Genomic DNA, 17800 nt, shown 5'->3' with positions numbered 1-17800 from the left:
TTCCCTTGAAAAATATAAAACTGAAGCTTGCGAGAGTAGAAAAGGACCTGTCACAAGATGAACTGGCCAAAATTGTTGGCGTTTCCAGGCAAACGATAGGATTGATTGAAGCCGGAAAGTATAATCCCTCATTAAGTTTGTGTGTCGGTATTTGTAAAGCATTATCACGTACATTGGATGATTTGTTTTGGGAGGAAGACTGATTAGAGGTATCCATTGACTTGGATATCTTTTTTTTAGGAATTTATCATCAAAAAATGGGGGAAGGTATAGCATGTAAGCAAAAATCTAACATTCGAAAGGGATGGTTTGATGGATCGTACGATTGGTTACTTACGTGAGATATTATCTAACTATACGGACCAATATCCTGCAGCGCAGGAAATATATAATAAAATTAAAAGCGGACATTTTCATTCTGAAGAAGAACTCGTCAATAAGCTATCCGGTAAAGAAGCCAGCCTCCTTAACCATATTCTTCCTCAGGAAATCAAGCATGCGAAGGAAGCGAGTGATACGGAACGGGTCACGCAATTATCAGAGGTATATGAACTGATTATTATATGATAAAACCTTGTCCATGATGATCATGGACAAGGTTTTGTTGGTTTTTTTATTCCATTTCACTAAGTGAATCCATATGACTGGCGATCATGGCGATGATCGTGCTTGCTTCTTCCTTGCTGAAAATGAAATTCGTTTCATCCTTTATCAGGTCATCATCCGCTGTCCGAATCCGGTTGATCCGTTTCAGCACACCATCACCTGTTTCCTGAACGATACCAAATTGGTAGGTGACCTCCACTTCATTATCCTGAATATAGGCGGTCACTTCAGGCGTTTCCCAATCTACATCGATTTCGTATATATCGGATTCTTCGCCGTCTGGATCATACAAATCATTATTTTCATCATCCATATCCATAGCATATTCGTAATCGGCATCATCCTCTTCCAAATAGTTATGGAAGCTCTCGTGGACAGCATCGACGATATCTTCAATGTCTGCAAGGATGACCTTACTGATCTGACCTAAATCCGGCTCAAACGATTCCATATAAAATTCTTCATTATACGGATCAAAAAACAGCGTGGAAAAATAATCCCTCTCATTGTCATCAAGCTCTGTATAAAACTCGATCCGTGGATGCTTCGACCCGCGCTCCACGATCATACTGCCATTACGGTCGTATTTCTCACAAATTGATTGAAGATGATCCTGCAATTCCCCGCTAACTCTGTCAAACCATTCTAATGACATCAACATCCACATCCTTTCGTGATTATTATTTCCCAGAAAAGGCGAACATGACGTGCCATTTAAAGCCAAATGCAATTTATCTTCCCATCAAAAATGTCAGTTATAAAAACATGATTCAAAGGGAAAATAAGCTGAATGGCAAAAACGGTATTTGGATTTATTTTATGAAACAAGTAACGGGTCTCAAGAATTGCTGCAACAATGAATAGGTATTATTTTAAGCTTCCCTATACCTTTCAATAATAAAGTCAATAAAATACCTGCTAGCTATTGGCAATACCCTTTTATCCTTATACGCCAAAGTAATTGTTCGAATAATAGAAGGAGAGATAGCTTTCGTAACAATATTATAGGGACATTTATTTAAGAGAAGTTTCGGTAAAATCGAAATGCCAAGCCCTTGTTCAATCATGGACATAATCGCATAGGGATCAAATACTCGGTATTGTGTATCAGGTTCAAAATTGTACTGTTTAAAACCTATTAATGGTTCATTTATAACTCCCTCATCCAACAGAATATAAGGATCTTTTAGCAACTGTTTCAATGATACTTTTGTGGATGATGCTAAAGGATGGTTTACTGGCATTACAGCCAGCATTTCATCTTCCTGCAAGGGTATCGTAGTTAGGTCCGAAACATTTGAATTCACAAAGCCAAAGTCTACGCTTCCTTCTTTAATCCAATTTGAGATTTCCGTATAATTTCCTTGATGTAATTCGAAATGGACAGTTGGGTAAAGTTCCTTAAAATCTTTGATCATTCCCGGTATCCAATGACATGTAACACTGGAAAAGGTTCCAATTCGAATAAGGCCGCTTTGCAGTCCCTCCATCTCTTTGTGCTTTTCAGTCAGTTCCCTATGTGAATTACAAACCTTCCTGATAAATGGCAAAAATTCCTCGCCATCTGGTGTCAGTGTAATGCCCTTTCGAGAACGTAAAATAAGAGTGGTGGAAAGTTCTTCCTCTAATGAATGCACCATTTGGCTAATGGCGGACTGAGTATAGCCAAGTTCTTCAGCAGCTTTTGTGAAGCTGCCTGTTTCTATGGTTTTGATAAAAGCATAATACGAATTCAACCACACTAACCTCCTTGCATTAGTAATTCTAATAAAACTATTATAAAAATTGGTTTTACTAATGTAAATGGAAGAAATAAAATATAGTTATTATTAGGTCAGGAGTTGAAGTAGAAAAATAATGAGTATTAACGTTAAATACAGAAATATTATTTATGCATTTATTATGGCTTTTAGTATGTCCATTTTTATTTCATTTATATTAGTCTCAATAAATAGTGGTTATGATCATATATTCTTATCTACATGGTTAAAAACTTGGTCACAGGCTTTTATCTGTGCTTTCTTTGGAGCTTACTTTTTTCCGAGAGTAATACAACAAATAATGAGAAGAATTAATTTTGTAGAAAAACCGCCAATAATTGAGAAAGATTTTTTAGTGAGAGAAGAAGACAATAGATAATGGCCAGAAGGAATTAAAATTTCGGTAAGAATGTGGATATTGATTTAAAGGATTTTCCTGAAAAATAGTTTATAGAGCTGCCCAAATGATGGGGAGCTTTTTATTCGTTTTCCTGAAAAATTTCAAGGCCATGCTACTTTAACCCTGAAAAAGTTTATATAGAGTGTGAAAGGGGGTGAGTGATATGGCAAGTCAGATTCCAGTATCAAGTACGTTGCGGATCGATTTTGAGACGGGGTTAAATGAAAAAGGGGCTCTCGTTTTTAAGCGGAGAGCATTTTCGAACATCAAGGTCGAGGCAACGGCGGATCAGTTGTTTTCGTCAGCTGTGGCAATCTCAAGTGTGCAGAATTATCCAATGGGTGAAGTGACCCGGGTGGATACGTATTCATTGATTGGCTAAACGGTTTTGATGTCGTACGAGGGGGAGGTGATTTGAAATGGCTAAAGTACTGGAATTGATTTTCGTTACGGAGGAAGGAAAGTCAGCGACGATTTCCGTTGATAATCCGAAGGAGCCGGTCGAGGTAAACACGGTTAAACTGGCGATGGAAAAAATCATTGCGGGTAACGTGTTCGTTACATCTTCCGGGGATTTCGTCGATTTGAAAGCGGCACGCCTTGTCGAGCGGAATGTCGAGGAAGTGGAACTTATCTGACGGACGGGAGAGTCATCTTGTTGGACAAACTTGAATTGAGGTGAATAAAAGTGGATCAAATCCTGCCATTTGTCAGTGATATTGGGTTCCCGATCATTGTTACCCTTTATTTGCTTCATAGGATTGAAACGAAATTGGATACTTTGAATGAAACCCTTGTAGAGCTGCCAGATCGCTTGCGAGAAGGGATTCCCAAGTAGGTTAGGAAGCATCATGAGTGATATCATTCATGATGCTTTCCTTTTGAAATGGAAAAGTATTAATAGATGCTAGTTTCATATCAAAACTATCGGGTATACATAAAACTGTAGCTAGTTCATCAAAAATCCAAACAATAAGGAGGAGTTTTAATGACTAACAACAATGAAAAAATGAGCAGGGAAGAAGCTGGCCGCAAAGGCGGGGAAGCGACAGCAAAAAAACATGATAAGGAATTTTTCCAAGAGATTGGGCAAAAAGGCGGAGAGGCCACTTCCGAAAATCATGATAAGGAATTCTATCAGGAAATCGGCGAAAAAGGCGGAGGGGCACGGGCCAATCAACGAGATGGTTCCGATGATGGAAAAATGAGCCGTGAAGAAGCAGGACGCAAAGGCGGGGAAAAAAGCCGCCGTTAAAATATAATCCAGGAAACTCATAAATGACCGAGGGAAGTAAACATTCCCTCGGTTTTTTTATGCCATCCCAATGGAAATAACCTTCACAGCACATTACAAGGTGTGCTTGGAAATTAAAGTGGGTAAAGAAATAACACCTAGAAAAGAAAGAGGTGATGAAGAAGTTGATCGTCCATTATTCATTTCCCCGTTTAAAAGTAGGCGGAGTTACATTCACTGCACGGCATTCATTGCTTGCTCTTGGTCTTGCGGGCATCGCTTATCTCATTTCGAATAAGAGGAAGCATCAAGCGGTATTCAAAACGGCTTCATTGATGTGTAAGATCGAACGGAAAGAAGATTCCATTAAGCTTATTTGGCCTGATGAAGGTGGTTTCTTTCGGGTATTTAGGGGGAAAGAGCTGATTTACAGCGGCCCGGAGCCAAGGATGGCAGATCAGGGACTGACTCCAGGAACCATCTATACGTACTCGATAGATAGCTTGAATGAAAAGGAACAGTCAGTGAACAGGATGAAAATACAGACATCAACGACCGCCGAGAATAAAAAAGAGGATAATATCCTTTTGGATTTGGTATTCACCACGATTGTCGCAAAAGGCCAAGCCAGCCTGGAATGGGAGCCCATCAAGGGAATAAAAGAGTATCGGGTTTACCGAAATGGAGTGGCTATTGGGAAAGTGGGTGGATGTTCCTTCAGTGATCGGAGTATTAGTGAGGATCAGGAATACACATATACCATTAAAGCAAAGCGGCCCCTTCCGCGTTCAGAGCAGGAGTCCTATGCCGTGAAATCCCTTGTAGCGAGTATTGTCGGAGCCGTAAAAAAAGGATCATCCCAAGCACAGGCAGCGATCGAGGAAATAACGAATACGAAAAAGATAGGACCTGTAAAACAGCTTTTGCGGTCAGTTGAAAACGATGTGGAAGGTAAAAAGAAAAAAAATTGGCAGCTGCGCTATTCCACCTTTCTACCGGAAGAGTGGCTGAAAAACCCCAATATTGCCTCAAAGGTTCCCTATTTTAAAGGAGACAACCGCGGGTATGATCCTGAATCACCCCGATACAGGACTAGGGTCGATGTGTACATTCACGAAAAGGAAAGTGAAGCTGAGATTGAATTTACCAAAGCAGTCGGGAAAAGCGAGGCCTACAATCATGATGGGGATTTCCTCGAAGAAGGAGTGGCCTCGGATGAAGACATTGTAGTGAAGCATGTATTATCAAATCATGAGAAAACAACGATTCAGCTGACACACTCTGTAGGCAACCCAATCATCATTTCTCCTGCCGTTGATTATAAAGTGATCGGGACCTTTTACCGAAATGGCGAAATCAATATAGCCGGCTATCATGATCAGGCACCGCATCACGAAGTCTACCTAAAGGAGGCAGATGAACAAAACTGGGAACCCTTGCACCTAGCGGAAAACAAAGGGCTCGAAATGATGGCGCATCCAATGGCCAACCATTTATGGAGATACTCTACATTTACACAATGAAAGGACGAAAAGCCAAGATAGCTTATCGTCCTATTTTTGAACATTTCTAATACAACAAACAAAAAGGACCTCGAATACTTGAAGTCCTTTTTGCTTGTTGATGAGATCTTTTTATAGAAATCGCTTTCGAACACTTGGCGACGGCAGCATACAGCTTTCTTCTTTCTTTCCGAACCATTTGTAACGATTCCTGGCAATGAAATCATAAACGAAGTTCCGGATGAAGCTTGGAACGATGATGAAACCGTAAAGCAATTTCCAGGCCCCTTGTAAGCGGCGGCAAATCCTCAAGGCTGCAGACGATTTATAGTAGGCCTTATCCCTTTCGATCAGCACCATGCTATCTATATCTGCAGGAACATCATACTTCTTCAGCAACTCTTGTCCCGCCTCACTTTGAAGTGAAGCGTAATGAAAAAGCTCCTGCGGGTCCCGCTTTATGATGAACTGGACACTCGAATCGCAAAAGTTGCATTCACCATCAAATAAAATGACCGGATTCATGAACATTCCTCCTATAGAGAGACGTTTATCATACTCATGCTTCTATAATACACTACCCGTTTTGGTAAGGCGAAAACGTATGGAACTGCTTGGAGTTACGAAATTTTGGAAGTGATTGTTCGTTTCGGCAAGTCACTAAACGGGTGCGTGTGCCATAAGAAGGCAGCGATTGGCTGGTTTAAGTCTCTGTTATCAAACTGTTATTTTCCATTAACTATACTGTAAACAAGCTATGATATGGTAGTTACTCCAATGAATTTCCTTTAGTAAAAAAGCCGGCAATCCTTTTTTAGAGGAAAGCCGGTTTTTTAAATTCAAAGCATAATTAAGGATTAGGAGATATAACGAGCAGTTTCTTTAGAGGAGGTAGGATTTAATGAAACGTGATCCTTATTTTGATAATGCGAAAGCTGTTTTAATCGTACTAGTGGTTTTGGGACACACATTAGCTCGAATGGTAGAAGAAAACGAATGGATTTTAACTATTTATTTGTTTGTTTTTTCATTCCATATGCCAGCTTTTATTTTAGTATCCGGCTATTTTTCAAGAAAGATAAAAAGTAAAAAGGACCTCTGGGTGCTAATAAAGAAAATATTAATTCCCTATGTACTATTCCAGGTGATTTATACCTTCTATTATCAGAAGTTATTTGATGAACCAATTGAATTCACCATTTTGACTCCAAGGTGGGCCTTATGGTTCTTAATAAGCTTATTCTTTTGGAATATATTATTGTTTATATTTTCCTCCAGGAAATATGGAATCATTTTTTCGATAATTGTATCTCTAATAATTGGTTACATGGGTGAAGTTAATGAATGGTTAAGTTTGTCGAGAACGTTCTTTTTCTTTCCTTTCTTTTTAATTGGACATTTTTTAGAAAAAGATCATTTTGAATGGGTTAAAAAGAAAAGTAATGCCCTAATCGGCTGGGTTGTACTAGGGTTAATCTTTACCGGTATTTATTTCTATGGTGAAATGACTTGGAGGGAATGGTTTTATGGTCGTTTAAGTTATAAGGAATTAATGGAAGGTTCCATTGCCCTCGGTTTTATATATAAGTTGATCGTTTATTTAATCATGGGAGCAGCAACTTATTGTTTTCTTTGTATTGTTCCTAAAAAGCATACATTTTTTACTGAATTAGGATCCATTACATTGGTTATTTATCTTTTTCATATGTTTATTCTGGAATATGTTTATAACTCATTTATTTATGATTGGATCAAAGAAAGTGGCCAATATTATGTTTTATTAGTCATATCTGTAACTATTATATTTATATTATCAAGAAAGCCGATTGTAAAAGTGGAATGTATGTTATTAGGAATGAAAATGAAAACATAACAGAATCTTAACACCTATAAAGTAAATAACCCTCAGTTTGAAGGGTTGAGTTAGTAGACAAAAGGGGTTTTATCAATATTTCAAAACAAAGTTGATTGGAACGGAAGGTACGAGACTCCTGCGGGAAAAGCGCGTCAAAGGGAGACCCCACAGGCGCAAAGCGTCGAGGAGGCTCCCGGACCGCCCGCGGAAAGCGAGTGCCCTACGTTCCAATCCGTTCGAGGTTTTATAAACCTAAATAAAAATCGAGACAAACTTGTTCTTTAGCGAGTTTGTCTACAGCCAGAGCCCTTCAGTTTGAAGGGTTTTTTTCATGAAAAGAAATTGCCAAGATATTTAGTAATTTACAAGAAAATCTATTTAAAGGGGATTAAATGGAGGCTCCACTAAAAGGGTTACGACCCTTATAAAGTTATTTCAGGAAAGAAAATGAAGGTCATTAACCGAAATGTTTCCAAAATTATTAAAGGGGAATTACTTTTGTATTTCACTTTCAATAAAACATCTTTTAACTTTCAGATTTATTTTATTATGACTATATAGAATTTTACTATCATTAAAGGAGAGGCATATGAAAAAGTTTTTCTTCATCTTCATCTTGGCTTTAATCCCCTTCGCCTCTACGACTGTAAGTGCAGAATCTGACTTACCTCTCAATAGTGAAGCAGGGATCATTATTGATGCGAAAAGTGGGAATGTATTATACGAAAAAAATATGGATAAAAGTATGTATCCAGCCAGTCTAACGAAAGTTGCCACTGCTATATATGCTATAGAACACGGGGATCAGGACGAACTGGTGACGATAAGCAAAAAAGCAGCGGAGGCAGACGGTTCTTCGGTATTTATTGAACCTGGGGAGGAAATAGAGCTTTCCAAATTAATTGCAGGAATGCTAATCAACTCCGGAAATGATGCAGCCATCGCAATTGCCGAGCACATGTCTGGTAGTGAAAAACTATTCATGGAAGATTTGAATGAGTTTTTAAGAAAAGAAGTAAACGTCACCGATACTCATTTTACGAACCCCCATGGATTATTTGACAAAGACCATGTAACGACAGCCAGTGACCTTGCGAAAATTACCCAATATGCAATGAAAAATGAAACTTTCCGTGAGTATTTTGGAAAGAAGGAGTTACCATGGGAAGTGGAAACATGGGACACAACTCTAGTTACCCATCATAAAATGTTAAAAGGCGAACTCCCCTATAAGGGAATAACCGGCGGGAAAACGGGTTTCGTCAGTAAATCCGGTTACACCCTGATTTCCACTGCCACTAGGGGAGAACAGGACTTGATTGCCGTCACTCTGAAAGCCCCTTCGGACAAGGTTGCCTACTCTGATACTGAGCTTTTATTCAACTATGGTTTTGAAAACTTTAAATCAGGTAAAATTGATAAAAAAAGCAAACTTTATTCAGCGGACTACTCTCATTCCTACATGCTGAACGAAGACTTATACTATACTCATTTAATTAGTGATGAACCTAGTCTAAAAACGAGTAATGATGGAATTCTCTCAATCATGAACCAACAAGGGGAAGCAATAGAATCCTTTGACCTTAAAACGGTCGCTGATGTCAGGAACACAGTATTGCCTGCCTCGATTAAACAAGAAACAATCGATGATGAGCTACTAAATTTTATGTCTCATCTCAAGGATAGAGAGGCTTCGTCATTTTTACTAAAAAAATCTCCGCATGGAATCAGAGGCGTTGTTGCTTATACATACCCCGGAAACTAAAGGGGAGCTTATAAATAATTAAAACAATAATAGAGTGCACTTATCATTCATGACAAATAGGTGTACTCTTATTTTTATGATTTAGGCCACTATAATCCCAGGACAGGAATATTCTTATAGAGGTACCGCAACCGAATTGGAAATGGAGTATATGACCATAATAGTGTTAAATAAAACTATTAGGGATGATTTCATGATGTATATCTATAATGATTATGGGGGAACACATACCACGTCTTTGGCTGCCGCATATCATTTAAAACAATTACCTCAATCGGAAAGAAAATTAACTTCGGAAGAAATATTAAATGTAAAATATTTTAATAAATTTACGAAAGAAGATGCTGGAAAGCTAATTTTTCGCGGGACCGATGAAGAGGGCAACTCAGTTTATACAATTGGACATAAAAGAGACAAACTTGTGGTTCCAGCATTAAAAGAATTGACTTTACTACTAGAAGAAAAATTTCATTTTAACGAAAAAATAGTATTCTCCAATACATCCCCAACTGTACCTATTGCTATGTCTATAGGGGGATATTTATCAAGAGCATTAAAAATTGATTTTATAGGTGTACCATTATTGCTTATAGGTGCCAAACAATGCTGTGATAATATTTTTCGGTTGGTTGAAAATACGAAACAAATAGGGAAAGCAGCGAATGGGGAAAAAGTGATTATATTGGAAAATGAAATATATAAGTAATTAGTAATACTATTAAAAGATTGCTTAGCCTATCGAAATTCGTTTTTGAAAGGGCAGGTTGTGGAATTCAAGTCAACAAATGATGTTGGCTTTTTTTGTTATGTTTCTGGATGGACAAGGGTTGTTGCAAAAGCCTCTTTTTATGGAACTAACGGGGCAGGATATTCAACAAGGGGATAGATTGTTAAAGAAAATGGTAATTGAACTTAATCGAACAATAAACCACCACCCGAAAGTGGAGGTTTATTATTGAATCGAGGGAATTACTGTTCCTGTAAGCTGGTTACAGAAACACTTTGTTTTTTATTTGGATCATCAAGGGGATGGATTGTAGCTATTCCATTTTGTTCATCCACATGCTCAATGTAGATACTTTCCTCATTATAGGTTACATTAACCATATTTGGTGAAGAAGCAATTTCTTCTGCTCGTTGTGCGTTCATTTTAGCCACCTCCTTTGAATTTGCAACATGTATAATATTTGTTCCGAATTACTTAGATATACTTGTTGTAATTAAAATTCTTCCAAGAATCCCTTACACACTTACTTAATTAACTGGGCGTCAGCTGAAGGTCAAGTTATATTTAAGACAGCTTATAATCATTTAGACTAACGTGGCAAGCTAGTTCAAAAGATTAAAATCAGTGGTTTGATATAATTACAGAAAATTAAAAAAGTTTTAGGGGGATGTAAAAATGAATATTAAAGGTTTTGCGATTTCTACTAATAAAAAGTATTTGGATGTAGATTTAATACATAATTTTTTGAATCAAGAAGCTTACTGGTCAAAGGGAATACCAAAGGAAACAGTAATAAAGTCAATTGAAAATACGACCTTATGTTTTGGGGTTTATAAAGGTGAATTAGGTAATGAAGGTAGTGAACAAGTTGGATTTGCAAGGGTAATAACAGATTTAGCAACACATGCATACCTTTGCGATGTGTTTATATTACCTGACTATCGTAAATTAGGATTATCAAAATGGTTAATGGATGTCATCACCAACCATTCTGAACTGGAAGGGGTCCGCAGGTTTATGCTAGCAACTAATGATGCACATTCATTATATAAAAAATACGGTTTTAATCAGATCGATAATCCAGAGCTATTTATGCAAAAAGTCAGTAAATCTCCATTTTAACAAAAAGGTTATTCTCATTAGCGGGTGCGAAAGGGATTAGACCCTGCATAATCGTGCACAGAATGTCGGATGATTCGTTTAAATTCCTGCTATTCTTTTGATATAAGGAGGTCATTGAATGGATTTGCTAAAAAATATGAATGGTGCCATTAAATTCATTGAAGAAAATCTTACGAACGAAATTGACTTTAAAGAAGTTGCAAGGCTAGCTTATTGCTCGGAATATCATTTTAAAAGGATGTTTTCCTTCCTTGCAGGTATTTCACTATCCGAGTATATCCGCCGAAGACGACTTACACTTGCAGCGTTTGAGCTAAAGGGTAACAGCATAAAGGTCATTGATATAGCGATAAAGTACGGATACAGCTCACCTGACTCTTTTGCAAGAGCGTTTCAACATTTGCATGGTATCACACCATCAGAAGCGAGAAGTAACGGCCATTCACTTAAAGCCTATCCACCAATGTCCTTCCAATTATCCATTAAAGGAGGCAGTGAAATGAACTATCGAATTGAAGAAAAAGAGGCATTTCACATTATTGGAATTAAAAAAAGAGTACCAATCATTTTTAACGGGGTTAATCCAGAGATTGCATCTATGTGGAAAAGTTTAGACGAGAAAACGATAAATGAACTTAAAAACCTATCGAATGTCGAGCCATTGGGGCTGCTTAGTGCATCTGCGAATTTTTCCGAAGGCCGGTTGGAGGAAAAAGGGGAGCTTGACCATTATATCGGCGCAGCGACAACGAGGGAATGTCCAGATAACTTAACACAGCTTGAAGTTGATGCATCTACATGGGCAGTATTCGAAGCGGTAGGTCCCTTTCCTGAAACACTGCAAAATGTATGGGGACGTATTTATTCCGAATGGTTTCCATCCTCTAACTATGAACAAAGGGAAGGACCGGAAATCCTTTGGAACGAAAATAAAGATATAACCTCACCAACATTTAGAAGTGAAATATGGATCCCCGTTTTGACAAAGTGAGGATGGACGAAAGATTTATTCGAAAAGCTGTCTTAAGGCAGCTTTTTCTTATGTAACAAACAGGGCAGGATAATGGAATAAGGGCTAGGTAATATTTGCTATAACGAGCTATATTGATGGTTAGAAAGTGCTTATATAAGGAGATTGGGAAATGCCTGTTATTGAGTATCAACAATTTATTAAAGCACCAGTTGACTTATGTTTTGACATTAAGAGGAGCGTGGATATCCATACAAAAACGACTAAATGGACTAAGTAAACCTTATGGCGGGCAAACAGATGGATGGGGAGTAATGATTGATTAATAGCTGTAATTGTTATCAATTACCAGTTCTTAATGAACGAACGGGTGCTTTAGCTGAAGTTCGGAGCTGTCTTTATCACCGGCACCCTGAACGTTAGCAAATGGCTCGGCTCAGCGGTACAACCGTGTAAGGCCCGCGGATACAACCGACCTTTAATTATAATTACGGTCAAATCTTTTGCAGCGATTTGATTTTTTTATTTGTTTTTATAAGAATAACATAAATAGAACAGATGTTCCAGTATAAAAGTGTAAAATTATTACTTTTTATTAAAATCAATCTGGTAAAGGGTATTGTTGATTCTCTTGAAGACTAAAGGGGGAGGATAGTTGAAGAAGCACGTCGAGTCAATAATCATATTTTCTTAAGATGTACGGGAACAACTTCCTTGAGAAATTTAAAAGGTTATTAAAAAATGTTGAGCAGAATCAGATTGACGATGGGTATGTATTTGTTTCAGAAAGGGTTAATAAGAAGAATAGTTGAATTAGAGAGGCTGGGAGAAGAATGGAGTATATTTCTTCAAAAAAAATGTTTAGTTGATAAAAAGGATTATTTAAAAATAAAGCAGTTGGCCATTGGTTTGTTAAAAAAAGGATAAAAAAGGTATTTATCTTGTTTGCAAAAATAACAACAACATTTATTGGCATTAACCTATTTTTTTTATTCCACTAACAGGTGCTTTACTTCAATAAGGCAAGTTTTGAGGCAGCCTTTTTTTATGTCACTAAAATACCAGGGGAGCAAGACAGCCGAAGTGTTTTCGAACTACGTAATATAGTAGCTAACCCTATTCCTTCTTCAGCCGAAGCTGGGAACGTCAAGTTGGTTCATGGATCGGCGATATTTTTGAACAAGATAATTGGATTCCCAAATGGTCTAGTGGGGTTGATAAAAAAATACCGGTGATTTTTGTGTCATTATCCTAATTAGAACATAACATGAATTAACCCATTTAATTTTTTCCTCCTAAAACGAATAAGGAGATGTTTCTATTGTCAAGTTGTGGTCATGAATCAAGTTGTTGTAATGATATTGGTGGATTTGGTGGCGGCTTCGCTTTTATAGTCGTTTTGTTTATACTCTTAATCATCGTTGGAGCTTCTTGTTTCGGCGGCGGTTACGGCGGCGGTTACGGTGGCGGTTACGGCCCCGTACAAGGATATGGCGGTTACTGCTAAATAGTATATAAAAAAAGCCGACCTTTATTGGTCGGCTTCTTTTATGACTAATTTATCGCGAAGTTAGCTTAATGATTGAATCGATAATTTCATCCCAATCTTCACTATGAATCTCATGTCCCGATCCATCAAGAGTCACTAATTCTGCATGAGGGATGGCTTTTGCAAGGGCAAGTCCGTGCTCGTATGGCAAGGCTGGATCTTCTGTGCCATGAATAATGAGGACAGGTACGGATATCTCACCCATTCTATCAAAATATTCGTCTCCGCCAGCAAGCAAAGCATGATTAAATCTGCTCGGTAGTTGTTTGGCGCGGTCCGCCTCTCTTTTTGCCAGTTTATACATTCTTTCCTGCTCATAAGGTTTGGAACCGGCTAAAGTTTTCCATCCATCCGCAAGAAAAGCGATGACCGCCTCCCGATTTGACCAATCCATGGAAGCACTCTTCGCATGATGATCCAATATGCTTTGGTCCATTGGAGGCAGTTTTTCCATTACAGTCCCGAACACACTTGATGCAATTAGCGTAAGCGTAGTTACGCGTTCCGGATATCTTAATGCAAGAATCTGGCCGATCATACCGCCTAGGGACATTCCGACGATCGACGCCCGCTCTATGGAATAAGCGTCCAGGACACCCGCGGCATCGTCAGCCATGTCCGTTATTGTATAGTTGGAGGTACCGGGTTCATAACTGACCGATCGTCCGAGATCCCGATGATCGTACCGAATGACAAACCTCCCCGAATCAGCGAGGCGAAGACAGAAGTCATCATCCCACCAGTCTAATGAAGACATCGCTCCCATGATCAAAAGCACAGCAGGGTCCTTACGGTTTCCAAAACTTTCTGTACATATATCCACTTTATTTATTTTCAGTATCTGTTCACTCATGTTTTTTACCTCCGTATTAAATATTATCTTATAGCCGTTTACCATGGCGCAGATCAATAAATTCTTTCCGGAGCATGATGATTGGCCTGCGCTTTTAATTATCGCAGTCTAACCCACTTAATAATCATGACGAGGCCTCCTTTTATATTTGTGAAATGGGAATTATCCCTATATTACTGTAACATGTGCGAAATCTTTGCACCACCAAATTTTTCCGCAGTTCCAAGAAGACAGAAAACCCCGAATACAGAGCACCTTTTTGGTGTCATTTATTCGGGGTTTATTGCAGATGCATTTTCCACTTATTGAGCTGTATATCCGCCATCTAACACGACTGCCTGGCCAGTGATGCCCCGTGCTTTATCGCTTGCGAGGAAAATGGCGTAGTCGGCAATTTCACTTACATCGAGTAAGCGGTTTTGTGGGACAAGTGGATAGATGACCTCTTCCAAAACGCTTTCTAGCGGGACTTGTCTTGTTTTCGCTAGATCCTCCAATTGACCGCGGACGAGAGGTGTGTCTACGTATCCTGGGCAAAGGGCATTGACGGTAATGCCAAAAGAGGCGCTTTCCAAGGCGGCGACTTTCGTTAATCCGATTACACCGTGTTTGGCACTATTGTACGCTGCTTTGTTGGCAAATCCAATCAGGCCGTTAATGGAAGAGATGTTGATGATTCTGCCGAAGCCTTGTTCTTTCATGATCGGCAAAACGTTCTTAATTGAAATGAATGGCGCGGTCAGCATGATTTTGATCATCAGTTCGAATTTTTCAGTTGGAAACTCCTCGATAGGAGCAACATGCTGAAGGCCGGCGTTATTGATGAAAATATCTATTCGTCCGTATTTGTCTTTAGCTTGTTTGATTAGTTGGATAATATCCTCTTCACTTGTTACGTCTGCTTTTAAGCCGATAACTTCCAAGCCTTTGTTCCTTAGGTCTAAAGCAGCTTTTTCAACTGTGTTTTGGTCAAGGTCGGACAAAACGACCTTTGCGCCATTTTCAGCGAATATCTTTCCAATCTCAAAACCGATTCCTCTAGCAGATCCGGTAATTATCGCCACTTTATCTTTAACCATATTACATTCCTCCAATAAAAAATGTAATGGTCCAGGTCTGTCATTTTATGTCGTAAATAGGGAATATTTCACAAGGTAAACTCCGTTGGAAATATAAAGGGAAGGTTATAAAAAATATGGTTTAGGTTAATGAGTAAGAGTCTATCATGATTTTCAAGATAAAAAAAGAATTTTATTTCCCCCTATCGTTGGCATAAATATTGCATAGATAAAAAGGTGAGTAAATATAGGTAATTGAAACGGAAAGGGGAAGCTGGATGATTAAAAAAATAGCCATTATCGGTTCAGGTGTAATGGGGAGCGGGATCGCTCAGTCTTTTGCAGTTAGCGGATATTTCGTCACCATTAACGATATAAAGGTAGAGTTGCTATACCATGCCCAAAATCGAATTTCTGAGAATCTATCATTGCTCATTGAGGAAGGGACCTTGACTGATCAGGAAAAGCAAGGTGCTTTAGCGAATATTACGTATAGCGTAGATTTGGAAGGGGCTGTAAGGGATGCTGACTTTATCATTGAGGCGATTCCGGAAGTCCTCGAGCTGAAGTTAAATCTATATCAGCAAATGGAGGAAATAATCAAACCGGATGCCATTGTTGCTTCAAATACATCGACCTTTCCGATTTCTCAATTGATGGAGAAGGCCTCGTTTGCGGACAGAATGGTAATCACGCATTTCTTTAATCCTGGCCATTTGGTTCCGTTGGTTGAAATTGTTCAGCATGACGAAACAAAGCCCGAAATCGTCAAGACAACAATGGATTTAATGCGTAAAATCGGCAAGTCTCCGATTCTCTTGAAAAAAGAAATAGCAGGATTCATCGCCAATCGTCTTCAGACTGCCTTGATGCGCGAAGCCTTTTATCTATTGAAAGAGGGCGTTGCCGATGCTGAGGATATCGATACGGCGATAACGGCTGGACCAGGTTTTCGATGGGCATTTACTGGGCCGATCGAGATTGCTGATTTTGGCGGACTGGATACATGGCAGCGCGTTTTTGATAATGTTTCACCGGTATTGGATCAAAGTAAGGAAGCCCCTGATTTGATTCGTGATTTGGTGGCTAAGGGAAAGCTTGGGACGAAGTCGGGAGAAGGGATTTTTACGTATGAAGGATCTACCGTTTCCCAGAAAATCAATGAGAGGGACCGTAATTTTATTAAACTGGGAAAATTAAAAATGGAGAAGGAGGAAGTATTATGAGAGAAGTAGTGATTGTAGGGGCAGCAAGAACACCAGTTGGTGCGTTTGGAGGCAGTCTTGCCAATGTGTCTGCGGTTGACTTGGGAGTTGTGGCCGCCAAGGAAGCGATTAAGCGGGCAAATATCTCGGCAGACATGATCGATGAGGTATTGGTAGGGAATATTCTATCTGCTGGATTAGGGCAAAATGTGGCACGTCAGGTTGCGATTCATGCAGGGATTCCGGAAAGAACGCCGGCCATGGCCATTAATAAACTTTGCGGATCTGGCCTCCGTACGGTAATAATGGGAGCGCAATTCATTGCCCTTGGTGATGCTGATGTGATTCTTGCCGGGGGGATTGAAAGCATGAGCAATGCTCCATATTTACTTCCAAATTATCGTTTTGGACAGAAAATGGGTAATGCCGAAGCAGTCGATTCCATGACATATGACGCCTTAACGGATGTTTTTAATCAATATCATATGGGCGTGACTGCGGAGAATATCGCCGAGCAGTGGGAAATCAGCCGTGAAAAGCAGGATGAATTTGCTTTAGATAGCCAACTGAAGGCTGAAAAGGCACAGCTTGAAGGAAGATTTGCAGATGAAATCGTACCTGTTGAATATAAACGCAGAGGAAAGACGGTCTTGGTGGACCAAGATGAACACCCGCGTCATGGGCTGACGATCGACCAGCTAGCGAAGCTGCGTCCTGCTTTTAAGGAAAATGGAACGGTTACGGCAGGAAATGCATCCGGAATCAATGATGGGGGTGCGATGTTAGTCCTGATGTCTAAAGAGAAAGCGGACGAGCTGGGACTGGAAGCATTAGCAACCATTAAGTCATATGCAAATGCCGCGCTTGATCCGAAAATCATGGGATACGGTCCTGTGCCTGCGACAAGAAAAGCTTTGGCAAAAGCGGGATTGACAATAGATGATCTTGATTTGATGGAAGTGAATGAAGCCTTTGCGGCACAGTCACTAGCCGTGCTTAAAGACCTTGAACTGAAGCCGGAGAAAGTGAATGTAAATGGCGGTGCGATTGCCCTGGGTCATCCGGTAGGTGCTTCCGGTGCCCGCATCTTAGTGACTTTATTGTATGAAATGAAGCGCAGGGATGCAAAAACCGGACTTGCCACATTATGTATCGGTGGCGGACAGGGAACTGCGCTGATTGTGGAACGGTAAT

The 17800-nt window shown here is 39.4% G+C and carries 23 protein-coding genes; 17 read left to right on the top strand and 6 right to left on the bottom strand.

Going from position 1 to position 17800, the window contains the following annotated elements; genetic code table 11:
- Positions 1–5: 5 nt before the first annotated feature.
- The gene (locus MKY17_RS22190; protein WP_098372500.1) at positions 6–203 is read left to right on the top strand and encodes a helix-turn-helix transcriptional regulator; all 198 of its coding nucleotides are present in this window, start codon (positions 6–8) and stop codon (positions 201–203) included.
- 109 nt (positions 204–312) lie between these two features.
- Positions 313–567, top strand: coding sequence for a sigma-G-dependent sporulation-specific acid-soluble spore protein CsgA (locus MKY17_RS22185; protein WP_098372499.1), 255 nt, complete (start codon positions 313–315; stop codon positions 565–567).
- 46 nt (positions 568–613) lie between these two features.
- Here the strand turns inward: MKY17_RS22185 and MKY17_RS22180 are convergent, their stop codons facing one another.
- Positions 614–1261 carry a hypothetical protein gene (locus MKY17_RS22180; RefSeq protein WP_339200698.1) on the bottom strand — a complete coding sequence of 216 codons (648 nt, stop codon included), beginning with the start codon at positions 1259–1261 and terminating at the stop codon, positions 614–616.
- A gap of 217 nt (positions 1262–1478) precedes the next feature.
- Positions 1479–2342 carry a LysR family transcriptional regulator gene (locus MKY17_RS22175; protein ID WP_339200697.1) on the bottom strand — a complete coding sequence of 288 codons (864 nt, stop codon included), beginning with the start codon at positions 2340–2342 and terminating at the stop codon, positions 1479–1481.
- A gap of 121 nt (positions 2343–2463) precedes the next feature.
- Here MKY17_RS22175 and MKY17_RS22170 point away from each other — a divergent pair, with 121 nt between their 5' ends.
- The 6 genes from MKY17_RS22170 to MKY17_RS22145 all read left to right on the top strand — a co-directional run bounded on the left by MKY17_RS22170 (position 2464) and on the right by MKY17_RS22145 (position 5523).
- The gene (locus tag MKY17_RS22170; protein ID WP_141993240.1) at positions 2464–2745 is read left to right on the top strand and encodes a DUF2798 domain-containing protein; all 282 of its coding nucleotides are present in this window, start codon (positions 2464–2466) and stop codon (positions 2743–2745) included.
- Between the two features lie 184 nt (positions 2746–2929).
- Positions 2930–3148, top strand: a complete 219-nt coding sequence (locus MKY17_RS22165; RefSeq protein WP_339200696.1) for a DUF1659 domain-containing protein — start codon at positions 2930–2932, stop codon at positions 3146–3148.
- 37 nt (positions 3149–3185) lie between these two features.
- Complete coding sequence (locus MKY17_RS22160) at positions 3186–3404, top strand: DUF2922 domain-containing protein (protein WP_053536155.1); 219 nt, start codon at positions 3186–3188, stop codon at positions 3402–3404.
- Between the two features lie 50 nt (positions 3405–3454).
- On the top strand, positions 3455–3604 hold the full coding sequence (locus MKY17_RS22155; protein WP_144528260.1) for a YvrJ family protein: 150 nt from the start codon (positions 3455–3457) through the stop codon (positions 3602–3604).
- 150 nt (positions 3605–3754) lie between these two features.
- On the top strand, positions 3755–4021 hold the full coding sequence (locus MKY17_RS22150) for a general stress protein (RefSeq protein WP_339200694.1): 267 nt from the start codon (positions 3755–3757) through the stop codon (positions 4019–4021).
- Between the two features lie 155 nt (positions 4022–4176).
- On the top strand, positions 4177–5523 hold the full coding sequence (locus tag MKY17_RS22145; RefSeq protein ID WP_339200692.1) for a DUF3238 domain-containing protein: 1347 nt from the start codon (positions 4177–4179) through the stop codon (positions 5521–5523).
- Between the two features lie 111 nt (positions 5524–5634).
- Here MKY17_RS22145 and MKY17_RS22140 read toward each other — a convergent pair whose 3' ends face one another.
- Positions 5635–6027, bottom strand: coding sequence for a thiol-disulfide oxidoreductase DCC family protein (locus tag MKY17_RS22140; RefSeq protein WP_339200690.1), 393 nt, complete (start codon positions 6025–6027; stop codon positions 5635–5637).
- 376 nt (positions 6028–6403) lie between these two features.
- Between MKY17_RS22140 and MKY17_RS22135 the strand changes: the two genes are divergently transcribed.
- From MKY17_RS22135 to MKY17_RS22125, 3 genes are all read left to right on the top strand, one after another.
- Positions 6404–7375 (top strand): acyltransferase family protein, encoded by a 972-nt coding sequence (locus MKY17_RS22135; protein WP_339200689.1) that lies wholly within the window; start codon positions 6404–6406, stop codon positions 7373–7375.
- A 571-nt stretch (positions 7376–7946) separates the two neighbouring features.
- On the top strand, positions 7947–9122 hold the full coding sequence (locus tag MKY17_RS22130) for a D-alanyl-D-alanine carboxypeptidase family protein (protein ID WP_098372489.1): 1176 nt from the start codon (positions 7947–7949) through the stop codon (positions 9120–9122).
- 193 nt (positions 9123–9315) lie between these two features.
- Positions 9316–9828: a DUF3189 family protein gene (locus MKY17_RS22125; RefSeq protein ID WP_098372629.1), complete on the top strand. Its 513-nt coding sequence runs from the start codon at positions 9316–9318 to the stop codon at positions 9826–9828.
- A 263-nt stretch (positions 9829–10091) separates the two neighbouring features.
- Here the strand turns inward: MKY17_RS22125 and MKY17_RS22120 are convergent, their stop codons facing one another.
- Positions 10092–10271, bottom strand: a complete 180-nt coding sequence (locus MKY17_RS22120) for a small acid-soluble spore protein H (protein WP_098372488.1) — start codon at positions 10269–10271, stop codon at positions 10092–10094.
- A 253-nt stretch (positions 10272–10524) separates the two neighbouring features.
- Here MKY17_RS22120 and MKY17_RS22115 point away from each other — a divergent pair, with 253 nt between their 5' ends.
- The 4 genes from MKY17_RS22115 (at position 10525) to MKY17_RS22100 (ending at position 13448) form a co-directional block, all read left to right on the top strand.
- Positions 10525–10971, top strand: a complete 447-nt coding sequence (locus MKY17_RS22115; RefSeq protein ID WP_339200686.1) for a GNAT family N-acetyltransferase — start codon at positions 10525–10527, stop codon at positions 10969–10971.
- A 118-nt stretch (positions 10972–11089) separates the two neighbouring features.
- Complete coding sequence (locus MKY17_RS22110; RefSeq protein WP_098372486.1) at positions 11090–11962, top strand: AraC family transcriptional regulator; 873 nt, start codon at positions 11090–11092, stop codon at positions 11960–11962.
- Positions 11963–12700: 738 nt separating this feature from the next.
- Entirely contained in the window at positions 12701–12868 is a 168-nt protein-coding gene (locus MKY17_RS22105) for a hypothetical protein (RefSeq protein WP_179891118.1), read from the top strand.
- Between the two features lie 394 nt (positions 12869–13262).
- The gene (locus MKY17_RS22100; RefSeq protein ID WP_339200685.1) at positions 13263–13448 is read left to right on the top strand and encodes a YjcZ family sporulation protein; all 186 of its coding nucleotides are present in this window, start codon (positions 13263–13265) and stop codon (positions 13446–13448) included.
- 52 nt (positions 13449–13500) lie between these two features.
- Here MKY17_RS22100 and MKY17_RS22095 read toward each other — a convergent pair whose 3' ends face one another.
- Together MKY17_RS22095 and MKY17_RS22090 are read right to left on the bottom strand one after the other, a co-directional pair.
- Positions 13501–14343, bottom strand: a complete 843-nt coding sequence (locus MKY17_RS22095; RefSeq protein ID WP_098372483.1) for an alpha/beta hydrolase — start codon at positions 14341–14343, stop codon at positions 13501–13503.
- Between the two features lie 302 nt (positions 14344–14645).
- Positions 14646–15422: a 3-hydroxybutyrate dehydrogenase gene (locus tag MKY17_RS22090; RefSeq protein ID WP_061464627.1), complete on the bottom strand. Its 777-nt coding sequence runs from the start codon at positions 15420–15422 to the stop codon at positions 14646–14648.
- 257 nt (positions 15423–15679) lie between these two features.
- Here MKY17_RS22090 and MKY17_RS22085 point away from each other — a divergent pair, with 257 nt between their 5' ends.
- Positions 15680–16627: a 3-hydroxyacyl-CoA dehydrogenase family protein gene (locus MKY17_RS22085; protein WP_098372482.1), complete on the top strand. Its 948-nt coding sequence runs from the start codon at positions 15680–15682 to the stop codon at positions 16625–16627.
- Positions 16624–17799 carry an acetyl-CoA C-acetyltransferase gene (locus MKY17_RS22080; RefSeq protein WP_339200683.1) on the top strand — a complete coding sequence of 392 codons (1176 nt, stop codon included), beginning with the start codon at positions 16624–16626 and terminating at the stop codon, positions 17797–17799. Before MKY17_RS22085 ends, MKY17_RS22080 begins: the two co-directional genes overlap by 4 nt.
- Position 17800: the final 1 nt, after the last annotated feature.

Source organism: Peribacillus sp. FSL P2-0133, from assembly GCF_037975445.1.
In the GTDB taxonomy this organism is placed as follows: Bacteria; Bacillota; Bacilli; order Bacillales; family DSM-1321; genus Peribacillus; species Peribacillus simplex_E.
This window is presented reverse-complemented; position numbering and strand designations above follow the sequence as displayed.